The organism is Roseburia intestinalis L1-82 (genome assembly GCF_900537995.1).
GTDB classification, from domain to species: Bacteria; Bacillota; Clostridia; order Lachnospirales; family Lachnospiraceae; genus Roseburia; species Roseburia intestinalis.
Window position 1 is genome coordinate 1,832,506 of record NZ_LR027880.1, and the last position, 26,189, is coordinate 1,858,694.

General features: G+C 42.9%; 28 protein-coding genes. 25 read left to right on the top strand and 3 right to left on the bottom strand.

Features of this window, described 5'->3' with window-relative positions:
• Positions 1 to 19 precede the first annotated feature (19 nt).
• The 5 genes from RIL182_RS08550 to RIL182_RS08570 all read left to right on the top strand — a co-directional run bounded on the left by RIL182_RS08550 (position 20) and on the right by RIL182_RS08570 (position 4,394).
• Positions 20 to 574 (top strand): hypothetical protein, encoded by a 555-nt coding sequence (locus RIL182_RS08550; RefSeq protein WP_006856099.1) that lies wholly within the window; start codon positions 20 to 22, stop codon positions 572 to 574.
• Positions 564 to 1,619, top strand: a complete 1,056-nt coding sequence (locus RIL182_RS08555; protein WP_006856098.1) for a lysylphosphatidylglycerol synthase transmembrane domain-containing protein — start codon at positions 564 to 566, stop codon at positions 1,617 to 1,619. Before RIL182_RS08550 ends, RIL182_RS08555 begins: the two co-directional genes overlap by 11 nt.
• Positions 1,620 to 1,686: 67 nt before the next feature.
• Positions 1,687 to 2,073 carry a hypothetical protein gene (locus RIL182_RS08560; protein ID WP_006856097.1) on the top strand — a complete coding sequence of 129 codons (387 nt, stop codon included), beginning with the start codon at positions 1,687 to 1,689 and terminating at the stop codon, positions 2,071 to 2,073.
• A gap of 52 nt (positions 2,074 to 2,125) precedes the next feature.
• Positions 2,126 to 2,491, top strand: a complete 366-nt coding sequence (locus RIL182_RS08565) for a hypothetical protein (RefSeq protein ID WP_006856096.1) — start codon at positions 2,126 to 2,128, stop codon at positions 2,489 to 2,491.
• A gap of 136 nt (positions 2,492 to 2,627) precedes the next feature.
• A complete protein-coding gene (locus RIL182_RS08570) occupies positions 2,628 to 4,394 on the top strand; it encodes an ABC transporter ATP-binding protein (RefSeq protein ID WP_118590756.1) in 1,767 nt (588 codons plus the stop codon).
• 11 nt (positions 4,395 to 4,405) lie between these two features.
• Here the strand turns inward: RIL182_RS08570 and RIL182_RS08575 are convergent, their stop codons facing one another.
• Positions 4,406 to 5,599 carry a PqqD family protein gene (locus tag RIL182_RS08575; RefSeq protein WP_044999146.1) on the bottom strand — a complete coding sequence of 398 codons (1,194 nt, stop codon included), beginning with the start codon at positions 5,597 to 5,599 and terminating at the stop codon, positions 4,406 to 4,408.
• A gap of 119 nt (positions 5,600 to 5,718) precedes the next feature.
• Here RIL182_RS08575 and RIL182_RS08580 point away from each other — a divergent pair, with 119 nt between their 5' ends.
• The 14 genes from RIL182_RS08580 to RIL182_RS08645 all read left to right on the top strand — a co-directional run bounded on the left by RIL182_RS08580 (position 5,719) and on the right by RIL182_RS08645 (position 17,620).
• The gene (locus tag RIL182_RS08580) at positions 5,719 to 6,159 is read left to right on the top strand and encodes a S24/S26 family peptidase (RefSeq protein ID WP_022112869.1); all 441 of its coding nucleotides are present in this window, start codon (positions 5,719 to 5,721) and stop codon (positions 6,157 to 6,159) included.
• A gap of 156 nt (positions 6,160 to 6,315) precedes the next feature.
• Positions 6,316 to 6,807, top strand: coding sequence for a QueT transporter family protein (locus RIL182_RS08585; protein WP_044999148.1), 492 nt, complete (start codon positions 6,316 to 6,318; stop codon positions 6,805 to 6,807).
• A gap of 160 nt (positions 6,808 to 6,967) precedes the next feature.
• On the top strand, positions 6,968 to 8,755 hold the full coding sequence (gene argS / locus RIL182_RS08590) for an arginine--tRNA ligase (protein ID WP_006857690.1): 1,788 nt from the start codon (positions 6,968 to 6,970) through the stop codon (positions 8,753 to 8,755).
• Between the two features lie 85 nt (positions 8,756 to 8,840).
• Positions 8,841 to 9,527, top strand: coding sequence for a hypothetical protein (locus tag RIL182_RS08595; RefSeq protein ID WP_006857616.1), 687 nt, complete (start codon positions 8,841 to 8,843; stop codon positions 9,525 to 9,527).
• A 180-nt stretch (positions 9,528 to 9,707) separates the two neighbouring features.
• Positions 9,708 to 11,147 (top strand): carbon starvation CstA family protein, encoded by a 1,440-nt coding sequence (locus tag RIL182_RS08600; protein WP_044999151.1) that lies wholly within the window; start codon positions 9,708 to 9,710, stop codon positions 11,145 to 11,147.
• A gap of 58 nt (positions 11,148 to 11,205) precedes the next feature.
• On the top strand, positions 11,206 to 12,213 hold the full coding sequence (locus RIL182_RS08605; RefSeq protein WP_015560669.1) for a hypothetical protein: 1,008 nt from the start codon (positions 11,206 to 11,208) through the stop codon (positions 12,211 to 12,213).
• A 123-nt stretch (positions 12,214 to 12,336) separates the two neighbouring features.
• Positions 12,337 to 13,293, top strand: coding sequence for a stage III sporulation protein AA (gene spoIIIAA / locus RIL182_RS08610; RefSeq protein WP_006857617.1), 957 nt, complete (start codon positions 12,337 to 12,339; stop codon positions 13,291 to 13,293).
• The gene (locus tag RIL182_RS08615; protein WP_006857618.1) at positions 13,287 to 13,805 is read left to right on the top strand and encodes a stage III sporulation protein AB; all 519 of its coding nucleotides are present in this window, start codon (positions 13,287 to 13,289) and stop codon (positions 13,803 to 13,805) included. The genes spoIIIAA and RIL182_RS08615 overlap by 7 nt, the downstream gene beginning before the upstream one ends.
• Positions 13,806 to 13,856: 51 nt before the next feature.
• Positions 13,857 to 14,051 carry a stage III sporulation protein AC gene (gene spoIIIAC, locus RIL182_RS08620; RefSeq protein WP_006857619.1) on the top strand — a complete coding sequence of 65 codons (195 nt, stop codon included), beginning with the start codon at positions 13,857 to 13,859 and terminating at the stop codon, positions 14,049 to 14,051.
• A gap of 29 nt (positions 14,052 to 14,080) precedes the next feature.
• Positions 14,081 to 14,464, top strand: coding sequence for a SpoIIIAC/SpoIIIAD family protein (locus tag RIL182_RS08625; RefSeq protein ID WP_015560665.1), 384 nt, complete (start codon positions 14,081 to 14,083; stop codon positions 14,462 to 14,464).
• The gene (locus tag RIL182_RS08630) at positions 14,461 to 15,612 is read left to right on the top strand and encodes a stage III sporulation protein AE (protein ID WP_006857620.1); all 1,152 of its coding nucleotides are present in this window, start codon (positions 14,461 to 14,463) and stop codon (positions 15,610 to 15,612) included. Before RIL182_RS08625 ends, RIL182_RS08630 begins: the two co-directional genes overlap by 4 nt.
• 15 nt (positions 15,613 to 15,627) lie before the next feature.
• Positions 15,628 to 16,197: a stage III sporulation protein AF gene (locus RIL182_RS08635; protein ID WP_006857621.1), complete on the top strand. Its 570-nt coding sequence runs from the start codon at positions 15,628 to 15,630 to the stop codon at positions 16,195 to 16,197.
• Positions 16,194 to 16,799 carry a hypothetical protein gene (locus RIL182_RS08640; protein ID WP_006857622.1) on the top strand — a complete coding sequence of 202 codons (606 nt, stop codon included), beginning with the start codon at positions 16,194 to 16,196 and terminating at the stop codon, positions 16,797 to 16,799. The genes RIL182_RS08635 and RIL182_RS08640 overlap by 4 nt, the downstream gene beginning before the upstream one ends.
• A complete protein-coding gene (locus RIL182_RS08645; RefSeq protein WP_006857623.1) occupies positions 16,796 to 17,620 on the top strand; it encodes a SpoIIIAH-like family protein in 825 nt (274 codons plus the stop codon). The genes RIL182_RS08640 and RIL182_RS08645 overlap by 4 nt, the downstream gene beginning before the upstream one ends.
• Positions 17,621 to 17,677: 57 nt before the next feature.
• On the opposite strand, the gene RIL182_RS08650 is transcribed toward RIL182_RS08645, so the two are convergent.
• Positions 17,678 to 18,070, bottom strand: a complete 393-nt coding sequence (locus RIL182_RS08650; RefSeq protein ID WP_006857624.1) for a helix-turn-helix domain-containing protein — start codon at positions 18,068 to 18,070, stop codon at positions 17,678 to 17,680.
• A 52-nt stretch (positions 18,071 to 18,122) separates the two neighbouring features.
• Here RIL182_RS08650 and RIL182_RS08655 point away from each other — a divergent pair, with 52 nt between their 5' ends.
• The 5 genes from RIL182_RS08655 to trxA all read left to right on the top strand — a co-directional run bounded on the left by RIL182_RS08655 (position 18,123) and on the right by trxA (position 24,024).
• The gene (locus RIL182_RS08655; RefSeq protein ID WP_134523234.1) at positions 18,123 to 18,704 is read left to right on the top strand and encodes a hypothetical protein; all 582 of its coding nucleotides are present in this window, start codon (positions 18,123 to 18,125) and stop codon (positions 18,702 to 18,704) included.
• Positions 18,705 to 18,753: 49 nt separating this feature from the next.
• Entirely contained in the window at positions 18,754 to 20,625 is a 1,872-nt protein-coding gene (locus RIL182_RS08660) for a leucine-rich repeat domain-containing protein (RefSeq protein ID WP_006857625.1), read from the top strand.
• A 216-nt stretch (positions 20,626 to 20,841) separates the two neighbouring features.
• On the top strand, positions 20,842 to 21,999 hold the full coding sequence (locus RIL182_RS08665) for a phosphopentomutase (protein WP_006857626.1): 1,158 nt from the start codon (positions 20,842 to 20,844) through the stop codon (positions 21,997 to 21,999).
• A gap of 24 nt (positions 22,000 to 22,023) precedes the next feature.
• On the top strand, positions 22,024 to 23,613 hold the full coding sequence (locus RIL182_RS08670) for a peptide chain release factor 3 (RefSeq protein WP_134523236.1): 1,590 nt from the start codon (positions 22,024 to 22,026) through the stop codon (positions 23,611 to 23,613).
• Between the two features lie 84 nt (positions 23,614 to 23,697).
• On the top strand, positions 23,698 to 24,024 hold the full coding sequence (trxA, locus tag RIL182_RS08675) for a thioredoxin (RefSeq protein WP_006857628.1): 327 nt from the start codon (positions 23,698 to 23,700) through the stop codon (positions 24,022 to 24,024).
• A gap of 96 nt (positions 24,025 to 24,120) precedes the next feature.
• Here the strand turns inward: trxA and RIL182_RS08680 are convergent, their stop codons facing one another.
• A complete protein-coding gene (locus tag RIL182_RS08680) occupies positions 24,121 to 24,492 on the bottom strand; it encodes a DUF3783 domain-containing protein (RefSeq protein ID WP_006857629.1) in 372 nt (123 codons plus the stop codon).
• Between the two features lie 533 nt (positions 24,493 to 25,025).
• Here RIL182_RS08680 and recA point away from each other — a divergent pair.
• Positions 25,026 to 26,189, top strand: coding sequence for a recombinase RecA (gene recA / locus RIL182_RS08690; protein ID WP_006857631.1), 1,164 nt, complete (start codon positions 25,026 to 25,028; stop codon positions 26,187 to 26,189).

The following is a 26,189-nucleotide window of genomic DNA, read 5'->3' on the forward strand; positions in this document are numbered from 1 at the left end:
CAGGAAGGAACCAAAGAATATGGCACACATATATATTGCATTAGTGGACACACCAGGGTTTTTTGCATCTCTGATCAGACATTATCTGGGACAGAAATACGTTCATGTGGTACTGTCACTTGATGAACAGTTGTCGGAAGCTTACAGTTTTGGAAGAAGAAATCCGTATATCCCGTTGATTGCAGGATTTGAGCGCGAGTGGAGCAGACAGATCGCGGGGGCGTTTCCGACGGCTGAGTACCGGATCTGTGAACTGGACTGCACCGGTGAACAGAAAGAAGCGATCCGTGAACGCCTGCATAAGGATTACAAAAACAGATTCCATATGCACTATGCGGCTGCTGGACTGTTGACCCTGCTCTGCCACCGGAAATTTTACCTAAAAAACCAGTATACATGTTCATCTTATCTGGCAGAAGTGTTAGGGGAACAGGGGATTTTCATATCGGAGAAACATTTTTCACTGGTCACCCCGAAGGATGTCTGTGAATACAAAAACTGCCGCGTGGTGTTTGAGGGACGTCTTTCAGATCTGATCGTGCGGGAAGAACAGGCGGTTGCTTATGAAACGTAAGAGTACAGACCGAAAATATGGAAAAGAATTTTTTTTGTTTCTTGCGATCATGATGCTTACATTTGGTGTAGTCCTGCGTGGACAAAATTTTTCACAACTGAAATCTACACTAATCAGAATGAAGCCGGTATATGTCGGGGCGGCATTGTTCCTTTCAGTATTTTTTGTTGCTGCGGAAGGCTGTATGATCTGTTTTCTGCTTCGAAGTGTCGGGATCATAGTACATGTGCGTCAGTGTGTTGGATATTCATTTGCCGGGTTCTTTTTTTCCGGGATCACGCCGTCTGCATCGGGAGGACAGCCCATGCAGCTTTATTATATGAAAAGGGACGGTATTCCTCTGCCGGAGGGAACCGCGGTGCTGATGGCTGTTGCGACAGCTTATAAATTTGTGCTGGCGGTCGTCGGAATGATGATCCTGTTATTCTGGCAGAAACTACTGAAAGAGCATCTTGGCGGATATTTTTTCTGGTATATCGTGGGACTTTCCTTAAATGTTCTGCTCGTAATTCTTCTTTTATTTGTCATGTTAAGACCGGTTCTGATCCGTCATCTGGCCGAAAAAATAATTGTCATGGCACAAAAATGCGGCATGAAAATACCAAAAGAGAAATGGTTGGAAAAACTGGACGGATTTCTGGATGGGTACCGTGGAACGGTTCTCTTTTTCCGGGATCACAAAGAAAAAATACTGATTTTAATTGTGATGACATTTGTTCAGAGAAGCAGTGCTTTTCTGCTGACTTTTCTGGTGTATCTGGGATTTGGACTGTCTGGAACAGCGATGTACCAGATCCTGCTGCTTCAGGCAGCCATCTATGTTGCGGTGGATATGCTTCCGGTACCGGGAGCACAGGGAATCACGGAGGCGATGTATGGAAAGGTATTTCTACCGGTATTTTCAGGACAGTATCTGGTTCCTGCAATGTGCGTGACAAGGGGAGTGGGGTTTTACCTGATGCTGGTTATTGGAGCATTGTGGGTTTTAAAAATTCATTATAAAAAAATCGGTTCAGGGCGAAAAAAGGCGTGTACTAATGCTTGACAGCACAAAAAGATATGGTTAAAATAGATAGAAATAAGTGAAAAGAACAGGGGAGAGGGAAGTTCGCATGAAAGAGTATATGAAACCAGTGTTACTTACCAGTGATGAACTTGCAGAAGGGGTATATTTAGCAAGTGGCGACGGAAGCGGTTGTTATACGACAACAGCATATATCCATCAGACACCGCAGACCGGAAGAGGTGATTACCGTATTCAGGTGAATGCCGTGCATAATGCGGATCATACTAAAGAAGCACAGCAGTTAAATATCTCATTTAATCAGCCGGTTACTTATGTTTCCGGTGGCAGGGGGTGCACATCAGGAGACGGAACAAGTTCTCTTTGTGTTTCTTTGGGATATCATCAGAATCCGAACGATAATATCGGTTTTGGTGATCTGGTTGTAAAATCGGATCCGGGACTTGCAATCTCAAGTGTGAGTGTTACGGACTAAGGGGCAGGCGCAATAAGAAAAGATAACAAATGAACTGAGAAATAAACCAGAAATGAACAGATATGAGAGACCAATGATCATCGCATATCAAGATACGGCAGAAGGTGTGTATCTTGCAAGCGGTGGAGCGGCTGATAATTCAGATACGGCAAATAATATAAAGTGTGATAGCCAGTATATGAATGGTAACTGGCAGGCACCGGATTATTCAGGCTGGAATGGAGGCACCAGAGGATACAGACAGCAGTTCGGATGTCTGGGATGTCCGGCATATACAGCTACAGCCTGTGGACTCGAGACGCATTATGTGGATTCGGGATATGCTGGAAGTTACAATACTGATAATGGAAACCGCAAGCCATCCTGGGAAAAGAAAGGATATGGACCGGATGATACAGTAACTGACTGGGCGATGTAGGATCATATGGAGTTCAGATGGGGTTATCATATGGTATGTGAGGAAGAGATTGCCTGACATATACATGTGGTAACCTCTTTTTTCGTGGTTCATATTTGTTATAATAACTGGAAATCGGCTAGAATGGGGAAATATTATGTTAGACAGTCTGAAATTTTATCATAAAAGGATCAAAGAGGGTGTATTAAAAGATATGTGGCGGGAGACCGTCTGGATCTATGAGTATGCGAGAAAGTACTGGAAACAGATGATTTTTTACACGCTGCTTGGTCTGTCTGGAACAGTTGTTTCACTGATTTCAAGTCTGATTTCAAGGGATATGGTCGATATTATCACCGGAAAGCAGGCGGGGCTTTTGGTGCGTACGTTCTGTCTGTATATCGGGTTTTCCATAGGGAATATGCTGATCTCACAGGTGACCAGTTATTTTTCCAATAAGATCAGTATCAGTGTGGACAATGATATCAAGGCAGATATTTTTGATAAAATGTTAGTGACGGATCTTGAGGCAATCCAGAAATATCACACGGGAGATCTCCTGACACGCTGGAATTCGGATGCCTCAAACATTTCAAATGGTATTTTAAGCTGGATTCCGAATCTGATCATATATACTGTGCGGTTTATCAGTACGTTTGTGCTTGTCTTTTACAATGATCCGATGTTTGCACTTCTTGCGATGCTTGGCATGCCGGTCAGTATGCTGATGTCGAGGCGGATTTTAAGGCGAATGAAAGGAAATAATGAGAAAAGCGCAGCTATGAATGCAAAGATGTCAGGATTTAACCAGGAGGCATTTTCGAATATCCAGACGATCAAGGCTTTTGATCTGGTGCGGCTCTACGGGGAACGTCTGCGAGGACTGCAAAAAGAATATCTTGGTATGAAGCTGGAGTTTCAGAAAATGTCCATGGCAACCTCGATCCTGTTATCGATCGTCGGGCTTGCGGTGTCATACAGCTGTTATGGATTTGGTATTTACCGCGTCTGGAGTGGTGCGATCTCCTACGGTACGATGACGATGTTTTTATCATTGTCCGGCTCACTGACAGGAACGCTGAATCAGCTTGTGTCACTGGTACCGACGGCGATTTCGCTGACCACATCTGCTGGAAGGCTGATGGATATCCTTGGCATGCCAAAAGAGGACTATTCGGATGCAGAGCATGCGGAGAAATTTTATGAAGAGAACCGGGAGAACGGCATCAGTCTTTGCATTTCTAAGATGTCTTATACTTATCACAATGGAACAAAGGTGTTTATGCGGGCGGACTTTGAGGCACATCCACATGAGATTGTTGCGTTAGTCGGACCTTCCGGTGAAGGAAAAACAACGCTTTTGCGCATTATGCTCGCCCTGCTGCATATACAAAGCGGGGATGAAGATCTGGTGGGAGCAAAAACAGGGGAAGTGCTTACAATCACACCGGCAGCACGCCGTCTGTTCTCTTATGTGCCACAGGGAAATACAATGTTTTCCGGCACGATTGCGGAAAATATGCGGAATGTCAGACCGGATGCTACGGATGAGGAGATCAAAGAAGTACTGATAGTATCCTGTGCCTGGGAGTTTGTACAGAAACTGCCGGATGGGATATATAGTAAAGTCGGAGAGCGGGGGGTCGGATTCTCAGAAGGACAGGCACAGAGGCTTTCAATCGCAAGGGCATTGCTTCGCCGTGCGCCGATCCTGCTTTTGGATGAGGCGACAAGTGCACTTGATGTTGCAACCGAGCGCAGGGTTTTGAAAAATATCATGCAGACAAATGAACCGCGCACCTGTATCGTGACCACACACCGCCCAACGGTATTGTCGGTGTGCAGGAGGGTGTATGGAATCCGGGAACAGAGGTGTGTTGTGCTGACCGCAGAGGAAGTACAGAAAATGATGGATGAGTTTTGAAAGAAAGCGTCTTATATGGACTGATCAATGGCAGCTTTCATGACGGCTGCAGCTTCGGGATTTTTTGTACAATTCAGCCGGAAAATTTTTGTCAGCGGGGCAAGTGTTTCTGCAAATGCCAGATTTTTTAACAGCAGGTCTTTCGTCCAGGTCGGGGAGATCATGCGCTGCATCAGAAAAAGTGCCTGTTCATCCGGTGGGAGAGAGTTCACCCGGTTGAAAGGAGCCTGTTTTAAAAACACGATACCGCCAAGTGGATAGGTGGTGGTGGTGTATGTTTCGGACGTCCCGCACCAGGGCAGACCGTATAGATAAGGCAGGCCGTTCTTGATGCCAAGTACATTTAAGTCTCCGTTTAAAACCGGAGTATGATACCGGTTCGCCCAGAGGTTCGCGTGTGTGGATTTGCCGGTGCCGGAGCTGCCGGAAAAGAGCCAGGCTTTTCCCTGATAAAAAATAGAAACGGAGTGCAGGACAAAAAGAGCCTGCTTTTGTGCGGCAATCAGGAAGGCAAAACGCAGTGCATGAAAAATATTTTCTGCATGATCTTTATTATCGGCATCAACACAGTAGAGGACGGCGGCAGAGCCGTCTTTTTTTACGCGCATTTCATGGATTCCCCAGTGAGTGCCAAAGACAAAGCGGTAGGTGTCGGTGACGTCAAAGATGGTAAGTTCAGTGGTGTGGAGCAGAAGTGTACCATCTGCAAGATGAGACGGTTTCCCGGTTATTATAAAAATGCGCTGATCAGCCACAGCAGCTTCGCAGGAGAAATCTTTAAAATAGGTATCAAACAGATCGTCCGGGCCAAACCATGAAAAGCAGAGACCGCCGATCTTATAATATTTTGGAGCACGATCGTCAGAAAACAGTGCAGGAAACGTATTGTCGGTCTGATCAGAATGCGGTGGGAAATTTTCTGCCGGCGCATTGTAAGAGAGCATGCCAAGTTGCTTTAAAGAGGCAAGATAGCTGTCTAAGTCAGAGGTAAGCTGAGGGAGCATATCAGCATCTGTATTGTAGTAATTCGCCAGCACAGATAAGAGCGTGCTTTTGTCCGCACCCAGGGAGAGTGTATCCCATAAAAGTGCACCGGAGTCATTTAGGCGCAGGGAGCGTGCATGGTCGGCAATTTTCTGACCATAGGGCAGAAGATAGGGAATACCTGCGATTGTTGTTTTTACGAATCCATCAGATGTTTTCATATCGTTGTGGTTCCTTTCCATTACAAATGAATTGGAAATATTATAGCATTTGGACAGGGGAAATGCTACAATATTTCAAGATGACAAGCTTGCAAGTGAACAGTAACAAGAGGTTTCCGATGAAATATGATATTGAACAATTATTAGAAGCGGGAGAGATCATACAGATCTATCCCGAAGGATACAGTATGTATCCCATGTTTGTGCCGGGCAGAGATGCCGCGGTCATAAAAAAAGCGGATGTGAAAAAAATCCGGCGCGCAGATGTTGTGCTGTACCGCAGAAAAGGGAGCATTCTGGTTCTGCACCGTGTTGTAAAACGAAAAGGCGGTCAGTTTTATATGGCAGGGGATAATCAGACGGAGGTGGAAGGACCGGTGGAAGCGGACCAGATCAGAGGGATTTTGACCGCATTTGTGCGGAATGGACGTCGTATCAGCGTGAAAAATCCGGTTTATGTGATTTGGTCCGGATTGTGGCTGATGTTTCTGCCGGTGAGAGGGATATTCTGGTCATTTACTGCATGGGTGCGCCGGCTGCGTAAAAATAATTCAGAATAATTTTTACGCAGGAAACGTGACCGGTTGTAATCAATATTGTTTGAAAATTTGCATGGGTGTTGATTTTTTTTCACAATTATGCTAGACTCTGGGAGTTACAGTAACATCGAGTGTTCGAGACCTTCCACTCGTAAAACAAAACTAAAGGAGAAACAAATGAGAAACAAAAAAGTATTACTTATCGTACAGGCTGCACTGATCGCAGCAATCTATGTTGTGCTGACCTATTTTATCAGCGCATTCAATCTTGCCTCCGGCGCAATTCAGGTCCGGATTTCCGAAGCACTTACCATTTTACCGGTATTTACGCCGGCAGCCATTCCGGGACTTTTTATCGGATGCCTGTTAAGCAATCTGCTCACCGGCTGCATGCCGCTTGATGTTGTGTTTGGCAGCCTTGCAACACTGATCGGAGCGTGTGGAACTTATGCATTAAGAAAGCACAAATGGCTGGCTCCGTTACCACCGATCGTGGCAAACACGGTCATTGTACCATTTGTACTTGCATATGTGTACATGGCAGAGGGGACGATCCCATTCTTTATGCTGACTGTCGGAATCGGCGAAGTGATTTCCTGCTATGTGTTAGGTATGATCTTGTATAAAGTGTTAAATAATTACCGCAGTGTGATCTTTAAAAACGAATAAAAGTTTATTTTAAAACCAAGGTCTGGAAATTACGGCGGCAGGGACAGTTGTCTTTGCCGCCGTAAACTATTGTTTGACAATTTCTCCGGCAATGTATACAATGATACGAGGATAAATAGAAGAAAAAAGTGGTGTGATACCGCATGGAAAGGAAAATACAATGAAGAAAATCTTAGATTTGATTACGGATGAAGTGACCAAAGCATTCACAGACTGTGGTTATGATGCAAAATATGGAAAGGTTACTTTATCTAACAGACCGGATCTTTGTGAATATCAGTGCAACGGCGCAATGGCGGCTGCCAAAGAATACAAAAAGGCACCGTTTATGATCGCAGACGAGGTTGCTGCAAAACTTGCAGAGGCATCCATGTTTTCCATGACAGAATCCGTAAAACCGGGATTCTTAAATTTAAAGCTGGATGAAGCATTTTTAGCGTCTTATGTGGCAGATATGCAGAAAGATGAAGGCCGTTTTGGATGTGAGAAGGCAAAAAATCCTAAGACGATCATGATCGATTACGGCGGACCAAATGTAGCAAAGCCACTTCATGTCGGACATTTACGTTCTGCAATCATCGGTGAGAGTATCAAAAGAATCGGCAAGTTTGCCGGACATAAGGTGATCGGGGATGTACATTTAGGCGACTGGGGCTTACAGATGGGACTGATCATTACGGAGTTAAAGCTGCGTCAGCCGGATCTTGTCTACTTCGATGAAAACTTTGAGGGGGAATATCCGAAAGAAGCACCGTTTACGATTTCTGAATTGGAGGAGATCTATCCGACCGCAAGTAAAAAGTCAAAAGAGGATGAGGCGTACAAAGAGGCAGCCATGCAGGCAACTTATGAGCTGCAGAATGGAAGAAAGGGCTATCAGGCATTACTTTCCCATATCTTAAACGTGTCTGTGACAGACTTAAAGAAAAACTATGAGAACTTGAACGTATCTTTTGAACTCTGGAAAGGTGAATCTGATGCACAGCCTTATATTCCGGCAATGGTGCAGAAGATGAAAGATGACGGTTTTGCCTATGTCAGTGACGGAGCACTGGTCGTCGATGTAAAAGAAGACACCGATACGAAAGAGATCCCGCCTTGTATGATCTTAAAATCAGACGGTGCATCCCTCTACAATACGACCGATCTTGCAACGATCGTATGGCGTGAGGAAGATTATGACCCGGACGAGATCATTTATGTGGTAGATAAGAGACAGGAACTTCATTTCGTACAGGTATTCCGCTGCGCAAGAAAGACCGGACTGGTAAAACCGGAGACTGAATTAAAATTCTTGGGATTCGGTACGATGAACGGCAAGGACGGAAAGCCGTTTAAGACCAGAGATGGTGGTGTCATGCGTTTAGAGTATCTTGTATCTGAGATTGATAATGAGATGTTAAAGAAGATTACCGAAAACCAGAAGGCAAAAGAGAATCTTGGAATCAGCGAGGAAGAAGCAAAGGAAACTGCAAAAACAGTTGCACTTGCCGCAATCAAATATGGAGATCTTTCTAATCAGGCAAGTAAAGATTATATTTTTGATATTGACCGGTTCACCTCCTTTGAGGGAAATACCGGACCATATATCCTGTATACGATCGTTCGTATCAAATCCATTCTGCACAAGTATCATGACTTAGGAAAGAGTGCAGAAGGTGCAGTGATTACGTCTGCACATTCTGAGAGCGAGAAGAACCTGATGTTAGAGATTTCTAAATTTAATGCAGTGATCGATGGAGCATTTGCGGATACAGCACCACACAAGATCTGTTCCTATATCTATGATCTTGCCAATGCATTTAACAGTTTCTATCATGAGACAAAGATCATGTCCGAGGAGGATGAAACGGTTCAGAAATCCTATATCCGCCTGTTAGAACTGACAAAATCCGTCCTTGAAACCAGTATTGATCTGCTCGGATTCTCTGCACCGGAGCGTATGTAGGAAAAATGTCTTATTTTCTGTCAGAAGAAAATATGGTATACTGTTTTTGAAAAGCAAAACAAGGAGCAAAACAAGGAGGATTAATATGAAAAAGTTAAGCAAAAAGGTAATTGCGTTTGCACTTGCGGTTGTGATGACTCTGACAGCCGGTGCAGTGGCACCACAGGGAAACGTTGAAGTACAGGCGGCAAGCGGCAGGGTTTATGTGAATCCATATTCAGCAACTGTTGTGACTTATAAGCCAGGGAGTGCCTTAAGCAGATTCTCAAGTGTAATCAGTATTATGGGCTGCAGCAAAGCAAAAGAAATCAAAAATTTAAAGAGCAGTAACAAATACATTAAGGTTGCACCGAGAGATGGTTACATTCGTGTTGAGTTTGGCAAGAAAGCAGCTAAGAGTACGATCACATGTACGGTAAAAGGTGTAAAGTTAAAAACAACATTTACAGTCAAAAAATACACCAATCCATGCAAGACATTTAAAATCGGAAAAACAAACCTGCTTTCAAAATTTAATAAAAATGATGTACTTAGAACGAACAAGGCATTTAAAAAACAAAAATTGGACATCAAACTGAAAAGTGGCTGGAAGATCTCAAGCGTTCATGTGACATCCGGAACAGGAAGTTATAATAACTATAGAGTAAATAAATCCAGTTTCTCTAAGAAGATCACAGTGTCAAACAATTATGGATACATATATGTGTATTGCTATAATGAAAAAACGAAGGTTTCTGAATGTCTGCAGATTAATACATCTACAAGATACTAAGATTGAAAAAAAGAACCGTAAGCCGGATTTGGCTTATGGTTCTTTTTTTTCGAAAATACATTGTTGATATTGTATAAAATAGACAAAAAAATGAAAAAACGTATTGAATTTTAAGTGATAAGTACTATAATAAGGGTAAGCAATAAGAAACTAGCATTTATACATATGGGAGGTGTTATTATGATTAGTTTTTTTATTTGCCTGGCGTTATTAATTGGTGGGTACTTTGTTTATGGTAAGGTAGTGGAGAACACATTCGCACCGGATGACAGAGAGACACCGGCAGTAAGGATCAACGATGGGGTTGACTATGTTGTCATGCCGGAATGGAAGCTCTTTTTGGTGCAGTTGTTAAACATTGCCGGATTAGGACCGATCTTCGGTGCTATGCAGGGTGCTCTCTGGGGACCGGTTGTATTTTTATGGATCACGTTTGGTACCATCTTTGCAGGAGGTGTACATGATTATTTTTCCGGTATGCTTTCCGAACGTAATGATGGTGCTTCCATTTCAGAGGTATGTGGTATTTACCTTGGAAATGTGATGAAGAATGTCATGCGTGTATTCAGTGTTGTACTGCTTGTAATGGTAGGTACCGTTTTCGCAGTAGGACCTGCAGGACTTATCGTTACACTGTTTAAGAACAGTGGTGTGACAGGAATTGTCACAAGCGCAGAGTTCTGGCTGTGGATCATTCTTCTTTATTATTTTATTGCAACATTTATTTCGATTGATAAGATTATCGGACGTATTTACCCGCTGTTTGGTATCTGCCTGATCATAATGGCGGTGGGTGTTATCATTGGTATTTTTACACATTCCGAATATACGATTCCGGAGATCTGGAGTCATTTCGGTAACATGCATCCGGATGGCAAACCGATCTGGAGTTTCATGTTTATCACAGTAGCATGTGGAGCAATCTCAGGATTCCATTCCACACAGTCACCACTTATGGCACGTTGTATGAAGTCTGAGAAACAGGGACATTTCGTATTTTACGGTGCAATGGTTGCTGAGGGCGTTATCGCTCTGATCTGGGCAGCAGCAGGATGTTCTATTTATGAGGTTACAGGTGGTTTAAACACAGGACTCGCAGAGATCCTTTCCGGTGGACAGTCCGCAGCTATTTATGATGTATGTATCAAGACAATGGGAAGCGTTGGTGTAGCACTTGCCATGATCGGTGTTATTGTCTGCCCGATCACATCCGGTGATACCGCATTCAGAAGTGCACGTCTGGTACTGGCAGACTGGTTTAAGATCGATCAGGATAAGATCCAGAAACGTCTGTTACTCTGTGTACCGCTTCTTGCAGTTGGTGCTTTTGTAGGACATCTGGATTATGCGGTTGTATGGAGATATTTCAGCTGGACGAACCAGACACTTGCCATGATCGTATTATGGACGGCAAGCATGTATCTGTTCCGTGAGAAAAAGAATTACTGGATCACGGCTGTACCGGCAACCTTTATGAGTGCCGTATCCATGACTTATTTCTTCTGCGCAGATGAGTGCCTTGGATTCTCTACAGCAGTTGCATATCCGGTGGGAATCATTCTGGCTGTTGTATTCTTGGGAATTTTTATCCACGCAACAAAGAAACCGGCAAAAATGTAATACATGACAGCGATGCTTAACAGGTATAAAAAGTAATACAGGAATGGAGCTGAGGAAGATGTTGAAACCACAGAGACTGGGCAACCTGTCACTGCCCGACATGGAATTGACGGAAGACAAAAAGACATGCAGAAAATTTGGACCATGTGGTGTTGGTAAGAAAGCCATTTATCTGAACAGTTTCTACATAGAAAGAAGATACTATGTTCCGATGAAGTCGGTGAAGCGTATTTTCAAAAGAATTGCGATGAGCAAAGGTGGATTTACCGGTAAAGGTGCATTTGGCACGCTGCCTTATCTCGTGGTTGAATATGATGATGGCAAAGAAAAGCAGTGCAATTTTAAACATGAGGAGGATGTGGACCGCCTGCTTGCTTATGTGGAGGTCAACTTTCCGCAGATACCGTTGCACAGTGAGGTTGCGGAGCAAAAACTCGCGGAGAAGGCAAAGCGGATGGAAGAAAAGCAGCGTATCGGAAATATTTCAGAAACTGCAAAGAAAAATATCCGCTGTCTCGATAATGCAATCAAATATCTTCATAAGGATACAGATCTGTATTTGAATCTGAGTCAGTCAGCTAAGAAGAAAAGAGTTTATGACCGGAGTAATCCGGCATACAAATGGGTTGCACTTGCAATTACACTGATGGGACTTGGAGCTTTTGGGTATGGTATATATTCATTGGCTACACACGCAGGATTTGGAATTTATTTCCTTTTGTTCGGTCTTGCAGCAATCTTTTTGTTTTCCGGTGCTAGTGTACTGCCGACGTCACATAATAACAGAAGCTATATTGAAAAGCAGTTATTAAATGCGGTAGACGAGATGGAACAATATATCAAAACATATCCTGATTTCCCGGTTCCGGCATGTTATGCACATCCGGTTGTACTAAAGAGGATGCAGGATATTTTAAAGGAAGGACGCGCAGAGACGATACCGGCGGCACTTAGAGTGCTGAAAGAGGATTTAAAAGCGTTAAATTCCAGTGTGGTAGTGGAACAGGAGGAATACGATGAAATCGTAGCCATCAAACCGATGTTCCTTGTAATGGATTACAGATAAAAAATAAAAGAAAATACCGGCGGCGAAACGTTAAGAAAAGTCTTACGTTTGGCAGGTCGGTATTTTTATGCATAAAAATAAGCCTGTCTCATAGAATGAATTAAAAGAAAAGGGAGGAGGCATATGGAAAACCTAAAAGTTTTGTTTCCGGTACATATCAGAAAAAAAATAAAAAATAATCTGTGGCTGAATGATCTTGAGGAAATCCGGATCCGGGCAGGACAGCCAATCGAGCTTGCGTATTCCGGGAAAACACGTTATCTGACGGATATGGACGGTGAAATGTGTGCCTGTGTCAGAGAAAGCGTACAGAATGCAAGAGCATGTTACAGAATAACGGGCGCAGATATTGCAGAGATGTTAAGCTATATCAGCGAGTATTCCCTGTATGCATACCAGGAGGAACTAAGGCAGGGATATATTACAATTGAGGGTGGTCACCGGGTTGGAATTGCAGGGGAGATTGCAAAAGACAGGGAAGGTATTACAGGGATCAAATATATTAGTTTTATGAATATCCGTGTGGCACATGAAAAAAAAGGATGTGCAGAAAAAATTCTGCCTTTTCTGAAGGACGGAGAAAGTATTTATAATACACTGCTGGTGTCAAAACCGGGTGCAGGCAAAACAACCTGTCTGCGGGATTGTATCCGCAGTCTCTCAAATGGGAAAGAAGGCTGGGAAGGTATGAAAATCTGTGTGGTGGATGAGAGGTCTGAGATTGCAGCCTGTCATCTTGGAATTCCACAAAATGATATGGGAATACGAACGGATGTTTTATCTGGATGTGGGAAATCAGAGGGAATGATGCTCATGCTGCGCTCCATGTCCCCGCAGATCATAGCGGTGGATGAACTTGGAGGGAAAAAAGATTTTCAGGCAGTCGAACAGGCAGCCTGTTCCGGGGTACGGATTCTTGGAACAGTACATGCGGATACGGTGGAAGAATTATGGGAGAAACCATATCTGAAAAAGTGGATGAAGCGTGGAATTTTTGAACGATTTATTCTGATCCGGCATAACCGGTCCGGCGAGCGGGATTTTCAGGTTTTTAACGGAAAAAGAGAACAGTTATGCTAAAGCTGATAGGTGGTATTCTGGTTGCAGGTTCCGGGGTTGGACTTGCAGTAAACATGATCGCTGAAATCAGGCAGCATCTGCTTAGATTGTATGAAATCCGTCAGCTTCTCATAAATATTTCGGGAGAGGCAGCACTTGCATTACTTCCGATGGAGCATATTTTGAATCAACCGACGCTGACGAACGATGTGGTGTTGCAAAAAGTATGCGGACAGATTGCTGATCGTCTTGCTGCAAAAAAGGGAGAAAGCGGAGGTGAAATCTGGTGGGATATATTTTGGAAAAATCGAAAAGAATTGGGAATCTGTGCGTCTGAACTTGAGATTATTGCGAATGCCGGAAATGCTTTTTTTGGAAGAAATATAAAAGAGAATGAAAGAATGCTTTCTATTTATTTAGAGAGGCTTGATTTTGTGATCGAACAAGAGCGGAAAGAGCAGAGAGAAAAGCAGAGAGTGGCCGGGGCGGTCAGTGTAATAGGAGGAATGATGTTAGTGATACTTTTTATATAACGCAAAAATAAAGTGTGTATACGGCAAGCAAGAGAGGGGACTGGATTACGGATGAGTGTTAATTTGATATTTAAAATTGCGGCGGTCGGGATTTTAGTCACGGTCATCAGTCAGGTGCTAAAACATAGCGGAAGAGAGGAACATGCATTTCTGACAAGCCTTGCGGGATTGCTGATTGTCCTCTTTTGGATTGTTCCTTATATTTATGAATTGTTTGAAACAATGCAGTCACTGTTTGCATTATAAGATGTTACAGAATGGGAATGAGGCATGAAATGGATATTTTAAGAATAGCGGTTCTTGGTATCGCAGGAGTACTTCTGGCACTTTTACTGCAGAAAGAAAAAAGTGAATACAGCATGTTTATCAGTATGGCAGTCTGCATCTGCATTTTTATTTATATTCTTGGAAAGGTGGAGACTGTCATCAATTTTGCAAAAAAAATGCAGACGTTTGTTGCAGTGGATCAGACGTATATCACACTGATATTAAAAATGGTTGGGATCACCTATGTGGCGGAGTTTGCGATGAATATCTGTAAAGATGCTGGATATGCGGCAGTCGGAAATCAGATCGAACTGTTTGCTAAGCTGTCGATTCTGGTGCTTAGTATTCCGGTTTTGACGGTTTTTTTAGAGACAGTCGGGAGCTTTTTATGAAAAAATGGGGAGTGTGTGTGATATGTATTCTGTTACTCTGTGTGATTGAGACGGTTCCGGTTTTCGCATCTGAAAAAAATACTCAGGATTATTTAGGGAACATGACAGAAGAACTGGATTTTTCGAAGCTGGATCATTTTATGAGACAGGATGCAGAGGATAGTGGGATTACATTTTCAGAACTGGTGAAAGAACTACTGTATCAGGAGAAGCCAGGGGCGCTGTATCAGCAGATCGGACCATGGCTAATGGGGCAATTATGTGAGTCAGTCTGTGAAAACCGCAAAATATTAGTGGAGGTGGTGCTGCTTGCCGTGTGTTTTTCTGTACTTAAAAATTTTGCCGGTGCGTTTGCGTCATCTTATGTATCAGATCTTTGTTTTATCCTTGTATTCTGTGTATTAGCAGTCTTGATGCTGCAGTCATTTCTGACGTTTCGTGAGATTGTGTGCGGTGTATTGGAAAAGAGTGTGGATTTTTTTCAGATTTTTATACCGACATTTAGTATTGCAATGCTTTTTTCGGCGGGAGAAAGCATTGCATCGGGCTTCTATCAGACGGCTTTTCTGATCATATATCTGATCGAGTGGCTGTTTTTAACCATTTTAGTGCCAATGATCCATATTTATATACTGACTGTGCTGATCAATTATTTCTTTGAGGAAGAAAAGTTTGCAAACATGATGGAATTGATTGGAGGACTGATCGGGTGGGCAATCAGATCTGCCGGAATCATTGTACTTGGGCTGAATGTTGTGCAGGGGATCGTTGCACCGGCAAAGGACAGGCTGCTTTATGGGACAGCAGGACGGGCAATGGCAATGATACCCGGAATTGGTAATACAGTGAATGGTGTCAGTGAACTTTTGCTTGGTTCAGGAATTATGATCCGGAACTGTGTTGGGGCAGCCGGGTTGATCGTACTGATTATTTTAGTGGCAGTGCCGATGGTACAGGCAGGCTGTATGGTACTTTTTTATAAAATTGCAGCTGCTGTGGTGGAACCTGTTGCAGATAAGAGAATCGCCGGATGTTTAAAGGGAATGGCACAGGGGGGGATGCTGTACCTGAAATTGATGGGATATTGTGTGATGCTGATTTTTCTGACGATCGCGCTTACGGTTGCTTCCTCCGGGTTTGGCTATTAAGAAAGTGAGAAACGGATGAACGTATTGATCGGGTATATTCAAAAAATTTTTGCCCTTTTTCTGTTGCTTGTGGTTGCAAGACAGCTGATCCCGAATGGAAGATTAAAAAAATATATTTATTTTTTTACGGAACTTGTGCTCATCATTGGTGTCATGCAGCCTTTTTTTTCTTTTTGGGGGGATAATGATGCTTTGCTTGATAAGATCAGGTCTGAAACGTTTACGGAAAATTTAAGTGAGGCTTCAAGAGACATCAGCCGTATGGAGTATTTACGGAATGATTATTACCGCAGAGAATATGAAAATGCGGCAGCGCTGGATGTAAAGGGAACTGCAGAAGGATATTTAGAACAGTTTGGATTTATGGTAAAGCAATCATCGGTGGAACTGACAGAAAATTATGAAGTGAGAAAAATTATACTCACGGTAGCAGAAAAAGAAGCCAGGGACACAGAAGGAATCTTTGTGGAACAGGGAAAAGCGCAGGGCAGCCAGATTGTGCTTGACGAACTGAAGCAGAAACTTGTGCAATATTATGGGGTTAAGGAAGATCGGATACAGATTTCGTATGGTGGTGAAGGATGACGGAGAAAATCAGAGAATTTTTGCAGCAGAAAAGGTGGCTCCAGTTAAAAAAAACGGACTGGATCGCAGTTGCTCTTGTTGGGGTGCTTCTTCTTGTGGCGGCAATGCCTTCCGGTGGATATGGAAAGTATTTAGCAGAAAGCAAAAAGAAAGGTACAGCACAGGAGAAGACGGAACAGAAATACGAAAAAGAGGACTATGCGGAGTATTTAGAGCATAAATTAGAACAGGTGTTAGGACAGATGGAAGGAGTGGGGAAAGTTTCTGTCATGGTCACGGTGGCAGATCAGGGGGAAGATATCATAGAAAAGGATAAGACAGAGCATACATCAACAGTCACTAATACGGACAGCGGGAGTATGGAGATGACGACGGAAAAGGACAGCGGGGAGGAGACGGTATATGAGGAGAGCGGCGGCGAAAAAGCTCCGTATGTCAGCAAAGAAATACTTCCGGAGATCGAGGGGGTGCTTGTGGTGGCAGAGGGGGGAGACAGCCCACGGATCGTTTCTGATATTTCAGATGCCGTAAAGGCATTATTTCAGGTGGAAGCACATAGAATTAAGGTAGTAAAGATGAGTTCGAAGGAGGATGGAACGTGAAAAAGATATTTCAGAAAAACCAGCTGATTATTACAGCACTCGCTTTGATGATTGCGGTGGCGGGATATTTCAGTTACATGAACAATCACATTGATGACGGTACGGCAGCGGAGACGGCGGCAAATGCAGGTACAGATGCACTGAAGGAGGAGTATGAGATCTCCGATGAAGATCCGCTGGCGGCGGAGAATATTTTTACAGATGAGGGAACCGGGGAAGAACTTGCAATTGTGGATGGGACGGAGACTGCGGATGCAGGAACCGGCGAAGATACATACGATGCGGCAGATGCAGCTGTGACGGACGGTCAGGATGTTGCAGAAAATGCGGCAGATGGACAGAATGCGGTGGCAGATGTGAGCGCAGATGCAGCGGATGTGGCAGACATGACGTCCCAGGATGCAGAGGAGATTGAAAATCCCGGGGAGGCGGTTCTCACAAGTACCGGCACTGCAAATCTCGACTATGCAGCAAGAATGAAATTAAACCGCGAACAGATCCGGTCTAAAAATAAAGAGGCGTTATTAGAGATCGTAAACAATACATCCGTTGCAGATAACTTAAAGCAGGATGCCGTGAACAAGATGGTGGCAATGACAGATATCGCGGAGCGAGAAGCCGCAGCAGAAATGCTCTTAGAGGCAAAAGGATTTTCAGATGTCGTGGTCAGCATTACCGATGATAACTGTGATGTCGTACTGAATATGGGAGAAGTGACTGATGCAAAAAGAGCACAGGTGGAGGATATTGTGAAGCGAAAAACCAATATTTCCGCAGATAAGATCGTGATCACACCGATCGTGGTAACAGACGCCGAGTAGGGCGTCTGTTTTTCCTTCCCCTTTTTGCCAGTTTAATTTTGACAAGGAAAAAGTTCTTTAAGGTGATTTCAATTCTTTTATCAGGTCGAAAAAAAGTTTTTTCTGAGAGGCTGTCAGTGTTACCCAATTATCAAAAAATTCTTTTTGTTCTGAAGTTAATTCCACAAGGTTATTTTCTTCTTGAAAAAATTGCGACAGCGTAATACCAAATGCCTGGCAGATTGTCTCAAGTGTGCTGATGGATGGAACTGTGTTTCGTCTGCGCATATTTGCAATCGTTGAAGTAGAAAGTCCGGATTCCGCGGAAAGGCGATAGTCACTCCAGCCACGTTCTTTGAGTAGATGGTCTATTTTCTTGATTACGTCGATAAAATCACCCCCATATGTGTTTATTTTAATGTTCGACAGAATATGAAAATAGCATTCAGACGTAATATTTATATTGCTCATATGAATACCAAGGAGTATAATGGACATAAGAAAGGAGGAGTCAGGGAAACAAATGGGAAAAATTGAGACATTAAGTGATTATATCGGAAGATGTGATGACAACATGATCGATGATGAAGAAAAGTACAATTTTATTGAGGAGGTGAGAAGTGTTTACGGAGAGGAGATCAAAGGTTTTGAAACAGGATTGTCTGCTTATTGTGTGAGTGCGGTGAATACTTCGGATTACATTGATTTCGATGAGGATATTTGTAAGGTAAAGGCTAAATTGATCAATTACAAAGATAATTTACAGATGGCGCAAAAAGAGCGTGCGGAAGCATTGAAACCGCAGCAGACATCTATTCAGATTATGAACCATATGGAAAACAACCAGATCGTTGATATCGGTATACTTACAGGTAATATGCTTACAGCAGCAGAACAGTTACTGAATGTAGGACTGACGGAAGAAGAATGCCATAAAATAAAGGAAATCCTGTCCGAACTGAAAAAAGAAACAGACAAAAAAGAAACAAAGCAGGCGAAAAAGATTCTTTATGAACTGGTAAAATTTTTGACAGATAAAGGGGTAGATGTGTTGATTGCATTGATACCTTATCTGGGAAGTATGGCAAAGAAAATAATTTCCTGAAACAGTATTTATGTTATGGGAAAAATGAAATGAACGAGGAGAAAAAGGAATGATTAAAAAAAGATTATTGGCAGGATTATTGGCGGTTACCCTGATATGGGGATGTACAGGCAGCGCAGCAACAGTCAATGCTGCAACGGACGATACCGCAGCATATCAGTTACAGGAAAGCACAGATGGTAAAGTGATAGTAAATGCGGATGGAATGGCTGTCTTAGAAGAAAACGCTGGAGATGTAACGGATATTGATGTGGCAGATGATGTGAAGACGGCAAAAGCAGATAAAAATGGTTTTGTGATAGAAAAAGGCGTGTTGAAAAAATATACTGGTTCGGGAGGAGATATTACGATACCGGATGGGGTGAAAAGCATAGAAAACTATGCATTCGGGAATAGTCCCAGTGTAACGAGTGTGACAATTCCGAAAAGTTTAGAGAGTATGGATGGAAATGTATTTTCATTCTGTATGAAACTGAAAGAGATAAAAGTATCGAAAAATAATCAATATTTTTCCTCAAAGAATGGAATATTGTATGATAAAAAGAAAAAAGTACTGTTGCAGTGTCCGCGAGAAATGGAAGGAGATATTATAATCCCTAAAACAGTGGTGAAGATAGGTGATGAAGCTTTTTGGAATTGCTATTATTTGACAAGCATATCGATTCCGGAAAGTGTAACCAGTATAGGAAAGTACGCATTTCATTTTTGCCTTAGATTATTAAATGCGACAATTCCTAAAAATGTAAAAAGTATAGGTGTAGGGGCATTTGCGGGGGAGGCAAGCATGTCAGATATACAAGTATCTGAAGATAATAAATATTTTACATCGGAGAATGGAATATTATACGATAAAAAAAAGAAAGTTTTGATACAGTGTCCTAGAGCAAAAAGTGGAGAAATTAAAATACCTGAAAGTGTAACAAACATAGGTGAAGAAGCGTTTGAATATTGTCAGAATGTAACGAGTATAATAATCCCTGAAAGTGTAACAAACATAGGAAGAGTAGCATTTAAATCTTGTGAAAACCTAACAAGTGTAATAATTCCGCAAGGAGTTACACAAATAGAGGAATCTACTTTTTCAGGGTGCAGTAGTCTGTCTAATGTGACAATTCCAAAAGGAGTGACGAGTATAAGTAACTCTGCATTTTATAGTTGTACAAGTTTAAAAAACATTACAATTCCTGAAACTGTCACAAGCATAGATAAAAGTGCATTTGACACCAGTGTTGATCTGACTATTTTTTGTTACAAAGATTCCGCCGCAGAAAAATATGCAAAAACATATAAATTTAAGTATCAGTATCTTACAGACGAGTCAGATTCTTCGATCGATACAGAAAATAATCAGAAACTTCCGGCAGTGGGAAAAACAGTAACCTCTGGAAAAAACAGTTATAAGGTGACAAAACAGGGAACTGCCGTAGCATTTGTAAAAACGAAAAGCAAATCGAAAACGATAACGATTCCTGCGACAATTAAGATTGGAAATACCACTTACAAGGTAACTTCTATAGCTGCAAATGCATTGAAAGGCAATAAAAAACTGACCAAAGTAACCATTGGGAAAAATGTGACAAGCATTGGAAAAGGTGCATTTCAAAATTGTACAGCACTGACAAAGATTACAGTACCGGATAAGGTAACTTCCATTGGTGATTTAGCTTTTTCAGGATGTAAAAAGATGACGACAGTAACGCTTGGAAAGGGCGTAAAGAAAATTGGAAAAGAAACTTTCAAAGGCAATTCTAAATTATCCAGTATTACAATCAAATCAACAGCGTTAAAGAGCGTTGGAAAGGATGCATGGAAAGGTATCCAGTCAAATGCAAAGATCAAAGTTCCTGCAAAGAAACTTTCGGCTTATAAAAAACTTTTGAAAAATAAGGGACAGGGCAAAAAAGTAAAGATAACAAAATAACAGTTTCAATGGGGCAGCTTTTTAAAGCTGTCTCATTTTTAAAATAGGATATGAAATACTATTGCATTTTTCTATATTTTTGAATATACTAAAAACAACAGAGTTGCCCGAGTTTTTTGGACATTGGGGACCAGGCTGAGACATGTGCTCAGCTTTTTTCTTTAGAGAACTGGATTGGAAAGCAGGATTTTCACATACAGGAATGGAGACTTTTACATGAAGAGAGTATTTTTGATCGTACTTGACAGCGTTGGGATCGGGGAAATGCCGGATGCGGCAGCTTACGGCGATGCGGGAAGTAATACCATAAGAGCTGCGGCATCCAGTCCGTATTTTTCGATGCCGAACATGCAAAAACTGGGATTTTTTAATATAGACGGAATGGAGATCGGAGAAAAAGAAAAGAATCCGGCCGGATCTTTCGCGAGAATGACGGAGGTATCGAAAGGAAAAGATACGACGATCGGGCACTGGGAGATTGCGGGCATCATCTCAAACAGTCCGCTGCCGACTTACCCGGATGGATTTCCACAGGAAATTTTAGACGAGTTTACGAAGAGAACCGGAAGAGGAGTGCTCTGCAATAAACCGTATTCCGGGACAGATGTCATCCGCGATTACGGCGAAGAACACATGAAAACGGGAAAACTGATCGTATATACATCTGCAGATTCAGTATTTCAGGTGGCAGCGCACGAGGATGTCATTCCGGTTGAGACACTTTACGAATACTGTAAGATTGCAAGGGAGATACTGACCGGGGAAAATGGTGTGGGACGCGTGATCGCAAGACCGTTTGTCGGCACGCCGGGCAATTTTACAAGAACGGTACGCCGTCATGATTTTTCCCTGCAGCCACCGAAAGTGACGATGTTAGATCAGTTGTGCGGACATGGATATGATGTGCGTTCCGTGGGCAAGATCATTGATATTTTTGCAGAAAAAGGAATCAAAGAGTATGTGCGCACGACCGGAAATGAGGATGGAATCAACAAGACGATCGAGTATATGAAACAGGATTTTGAGGGACTTTGTTTTACAAATCTTGTAGATTATGATATGCTCTACGGGCACCGCAATGATGTGGAAGGCTACGCAAAGGCACTGACTTATTTCGATGAGCGCCTGCCGGAGCTAATAGCTGCAATGAGAGATGAGGATATCTTAATGATCACGGCAGATCACGGCTGTGATCCAAGCACACCGTCGACCGATCATTCGAGAGAATATACACCGCTTGTGATGTATGGAAAACCGATCAGAGCGGGTGTTAATTACGGAACAAGAGGCTGCTTTTCAGATATTGCGGCAACCATTCTTGCTTATTTTGACATTAAGCCGGAGTGTGCGGGAGAGGCAATCCCGATTTTATAAGGATTTTTGGAGGATAAAATAGTTTTGGCTGATTTAAGAAAAGAGATAGAAAAAAGACGTACATTTGCAATCATTTCCCACCCGGATGCAGGTAAAACGACTCTGACAGAGAAGTTCCTGCTCTACGGAGGAGCGATCAATCTTGCCGGTTCCGTCAAGGGAAAGGCAACTGCACGCCATGCGGTATCTGACTGGATGGAGATCGAGAAGGAGAGAGGTATTTCCGTTACTTCTTCTGTGTTACAGTTTAATTATGGCGGCTACTGCATCAATATTCTGGATACACCGGGACATCAGGATTTCTCGGAGGATACTTACCGTACCCTGATGGCTGCGGACTCTGCGGTCATGGTCATTGATGGATCAAAGGGTGTCGAGGCACAGACGAGAAAATTATTTAAGGTCTGCGTGATGCGCCATATTCCGATTTTTACTTTTATCAATAAAATGGACCGCGATGCGAATGATACGTTTGATCTGTTAGACGAGATTGAAAAAGAACTTGGGATCGCAACCTGTCCGGTCAACTGGCCGATTGGTTCCGGAAAGAATTTTAAGGGTGTATATGACCGTAACACAAAAGAGGTCATGACGTTCTCCGACACGTTAAAGGGAACGAAAGAGGGAACCGAAAAGCATATTGCAGCGGATGATCCTGCACTGATCGAGGAGATCGGACAGGACGCATACGCTAAGCTGATGGAGGAGATCGAGCTTCTCGACGGGGCAAGTGCAGAGTTTGATATGGATCTTGTCACAAAAGGACAACTCTCCCCGGTATTTTTCGGATCTGCCCTGACCAACTTTGGTGTGGAGACATTTTTACAGCATTTCTTAAAAATGACCTATTCCCCACTGCCGCGTAAAGCTGACATCGGAGAAATAGACCCGTTTGATGAGCATTTTTCCGCATTTGTATTTAAAATACAGGCAAATATGAATAAGGCACACCGTGACCGTATCGCGTTTATGCGTATCTGTTCCGGAAAATTTACCGCCGGTATGGAGGTTACACATGTGCAGGGAGGCAACAAAAAGATCAAACTGTCGCAGCCGCAGCAGATGATGGCACAGGAGCGCCATATCGTAGACGAGGCGTATGCGGGGGATATCATCGGAGTGTTCGATCCGGGCATTTTCTCAATCGGAGATACGCTTACCACAGCAAAACCGTTCCAGTTTGAGGGAATCCCTACTTTCGCGCCGGAGCATTTCGCGAGAGTGCGCCAGGTGGATACCATGAAGCGTAAACAGTTCATGAAAGGCATGCAGCAGATCGCGCAGGAAGGTGCGATCCAGATCTTCCAGGAATATAATATGGGTATGGAAGAAGTCATCGTCGGCGTTGTCGGTGTCCTTCAGTTTGATGTTTTAAAATACCGTCTGGAAAATGAATATAATGTTGAGATCCGCATGGACAACCTGCCATACGAGCATATCCGCTGGATCGAAAACGAGGAGATCGATATGGACAAGCTTGTCGGAACTTCGGATATGAAGAAGATCCAGGATTTAAAGGGCAGACCGTTACTCTTATTTGTCAATGCATGGAGTGTTGGTATGGTGCTTGACCGAAATGAGGGACTGGTGCTCTCTGAGTTCGGGCGTGAGTAAAGGACAGGTTTAGCTGGCAAAATCTGTAATACGCGGGTATTGTCAGTTAAGTGAATTTAGACAGCAGGAAAAGGAAAACAGAAAATGGCAGTTATCACAATCACAAAAGATAATTTTGAAAATGAAGTACTCGGTGCAAAACTTCCGGTTGTATTAGATTTCTGGGCAGAGTGGTGTGCGCCGTGTAAAATGCAGTCACCGGTGATTGAGGCGCTTGCGGAAGAATTAGAAGGCAAGGTCATCTTCGGTAAAGTCAATGTTGACGAGGAGGCTGTGCTGGCATTGAAATATCAGATTATGAGCATCCCGACGCTGGTTGTCATGAAATACGGATTATTTCAGAACCGTGCAGTCGGACTGCAGACAAGAGAAGAGATCATAGATATGATCGAGCAGATCAAAGAAGACTAAAAACAATAGAATGCACACTTTGCGAACATTCTATTATGATGAATCACTTCAGGCATAGCCGTGTGAAACTCATCAGCAGCTGTGAGTTTCACATGGCTATGCCTTATTTTTCTGATAAGCAGCCTTTTCCGCCTGCATCTCCAAATACATCCGCATCACATTCCATTTCCGATTTGTCGGCGTAAGCACTGCTTTATAATCTATGACAACCTGATCCCTGCGGAGAGATGCTAAAAGTTTATCCATCTTTTTCTCTGTAAAATCACAGAAAACAATCAGACTTTCCGCAGGAACCTTCCCGGAAAAAGGCTGAATCAAAGGGGAAGCAGTCTTATTTGCAATCATCTCCAATGGTTTTAAATAATCAGAGGAAGGAACCTCCTCCACACGGACCTTCAAAGCCCCCGTGATCTGCTTTAATTTTTTGAGATTGTTGTCATCTAAATGAAATACCAGTAATTTTTCCATGTGTAACTCCGTTTCATATTTATAGAATAGACATATTATAAGAGTTTTGCAGCAGGGTGTAAATATGTTTTATAGCAAAGATTAAGCTGCAAAAAGGTGTATCAAAACCTGATGGCCGGCAAATCGCACAAAACAGACCCGGTATCATGCAATTTGCCATTCACGAAACTCAGTTATACCTTTTGCAGCTGAACACAGTCTTAACTTTATGGCAAGTCTTAATTTTATGAAAGAAACTACTTGTAAAGAAACCACCACTATGATACACTTGTCGATAAGGAAAATCATTTCCGCTAAGGTTGTCAGATAAAAATCTTCACCGCCCTTTGGTGGCGGTTCACAGGCAGAAATCTGCCGGTTTATCCCATGAATAAAAAGAAATAGCATAACTGGAAAAGGTGTGCTGCAGACTGTCATATGTCAGATGGGGAAGCATATGGAAAATTGCAGACAATTTTGTGGTTGACATTTCGGGAAAAATATAATACTATTAGAACAGAAAAAACGAACATAAGTTCGCACGGAGGAAAGAAATGGCAAAGGAAGATAAATATAAAGAGATCAATGCAGTAAAAAATGATAAATTAAAAGCGTTGGATGCTGCAATTTCACAGATTGAGAAACAGTACGGCAAAGGCTCCATCATGAAACTTGGTGATAATTCCGCACATATGAATGTGGAGACGATTCCGACCGGATCATTAAGTCTTGATATTGCACTTGGTTTAGGTGGACTTCCGAAAGGAAGAATCATCGAGATCTATGGACCGGAGTCCAGTGGTAAGACGACCGTTGCCCTGCATGCGGTTGCTGAGGTACAGAAAAGAGGCGGTATCGCAGGATTTATCGATGCAGAGCATGCCTTAGATCCTGTCTATGCAAAGAATATCGGCGTTGACATCGACAACTTATACATATCCCAGCCGGACTGCGGAGAGCAGGCACTTGAGATCACAGAGACCATGGTACGTTCCGGGGCGGTTGATATCGTGATCGTCGACTCCGTGGCAGCACTCGTTCCAAAGGCAGAGATTGATGGAGATATGGGTGATTCGCATGTCGGACTTCAGGCACGACTGATGAGCCAGGCACTTCGTAAGCTGACTTCTGTCATCAGCAAATCCAACTGTGTGGTTATCTTCATCAACCAGCTTCGTGAAAAAGTAGGCGTAATGTTTGGTAATCCGGAGACAACGACCGGTGGACGTGCACTGAAGTTCTATTCTTCTGTCCGTATGGATGTCAGAAGGATTGAGGCATTAAAACAGGGCGGAGAGGTTGTTGGTAACCGTACCAGGGTAAAAATTGTTAAGAATAAGGTGGCACCGCCATTCCGTGAAGCAGAGTTTGATATTATGTTTGGACAGGGAATTTCCAGAGAGGGCGATATCTTAGACCTTGCAGCAGATAAGGGTGTGGTTAACAAATCCGGAGCATGGTATGCATACAATGGAGATAAGATCGGCCAGGGACGTGAGAATGCAAAACAGTATCTGAAAGAAAATCCGCTGATCTGTGAGGAGATCGAGGCAAAAGTCAGAGAAATGTTAAATGTGGACGGAACGGAAGAGTCTGAGGAAACAAAGGAAAACGAGACTGAGGCACAGAGCATAAAAGCAGCGGAAGCGATCGCAAAAAAAGCGGAAGCGGCTGAAAAGAAAGCAGAGAATACAGCCGAGGTAAAAGCGGAGGAATAA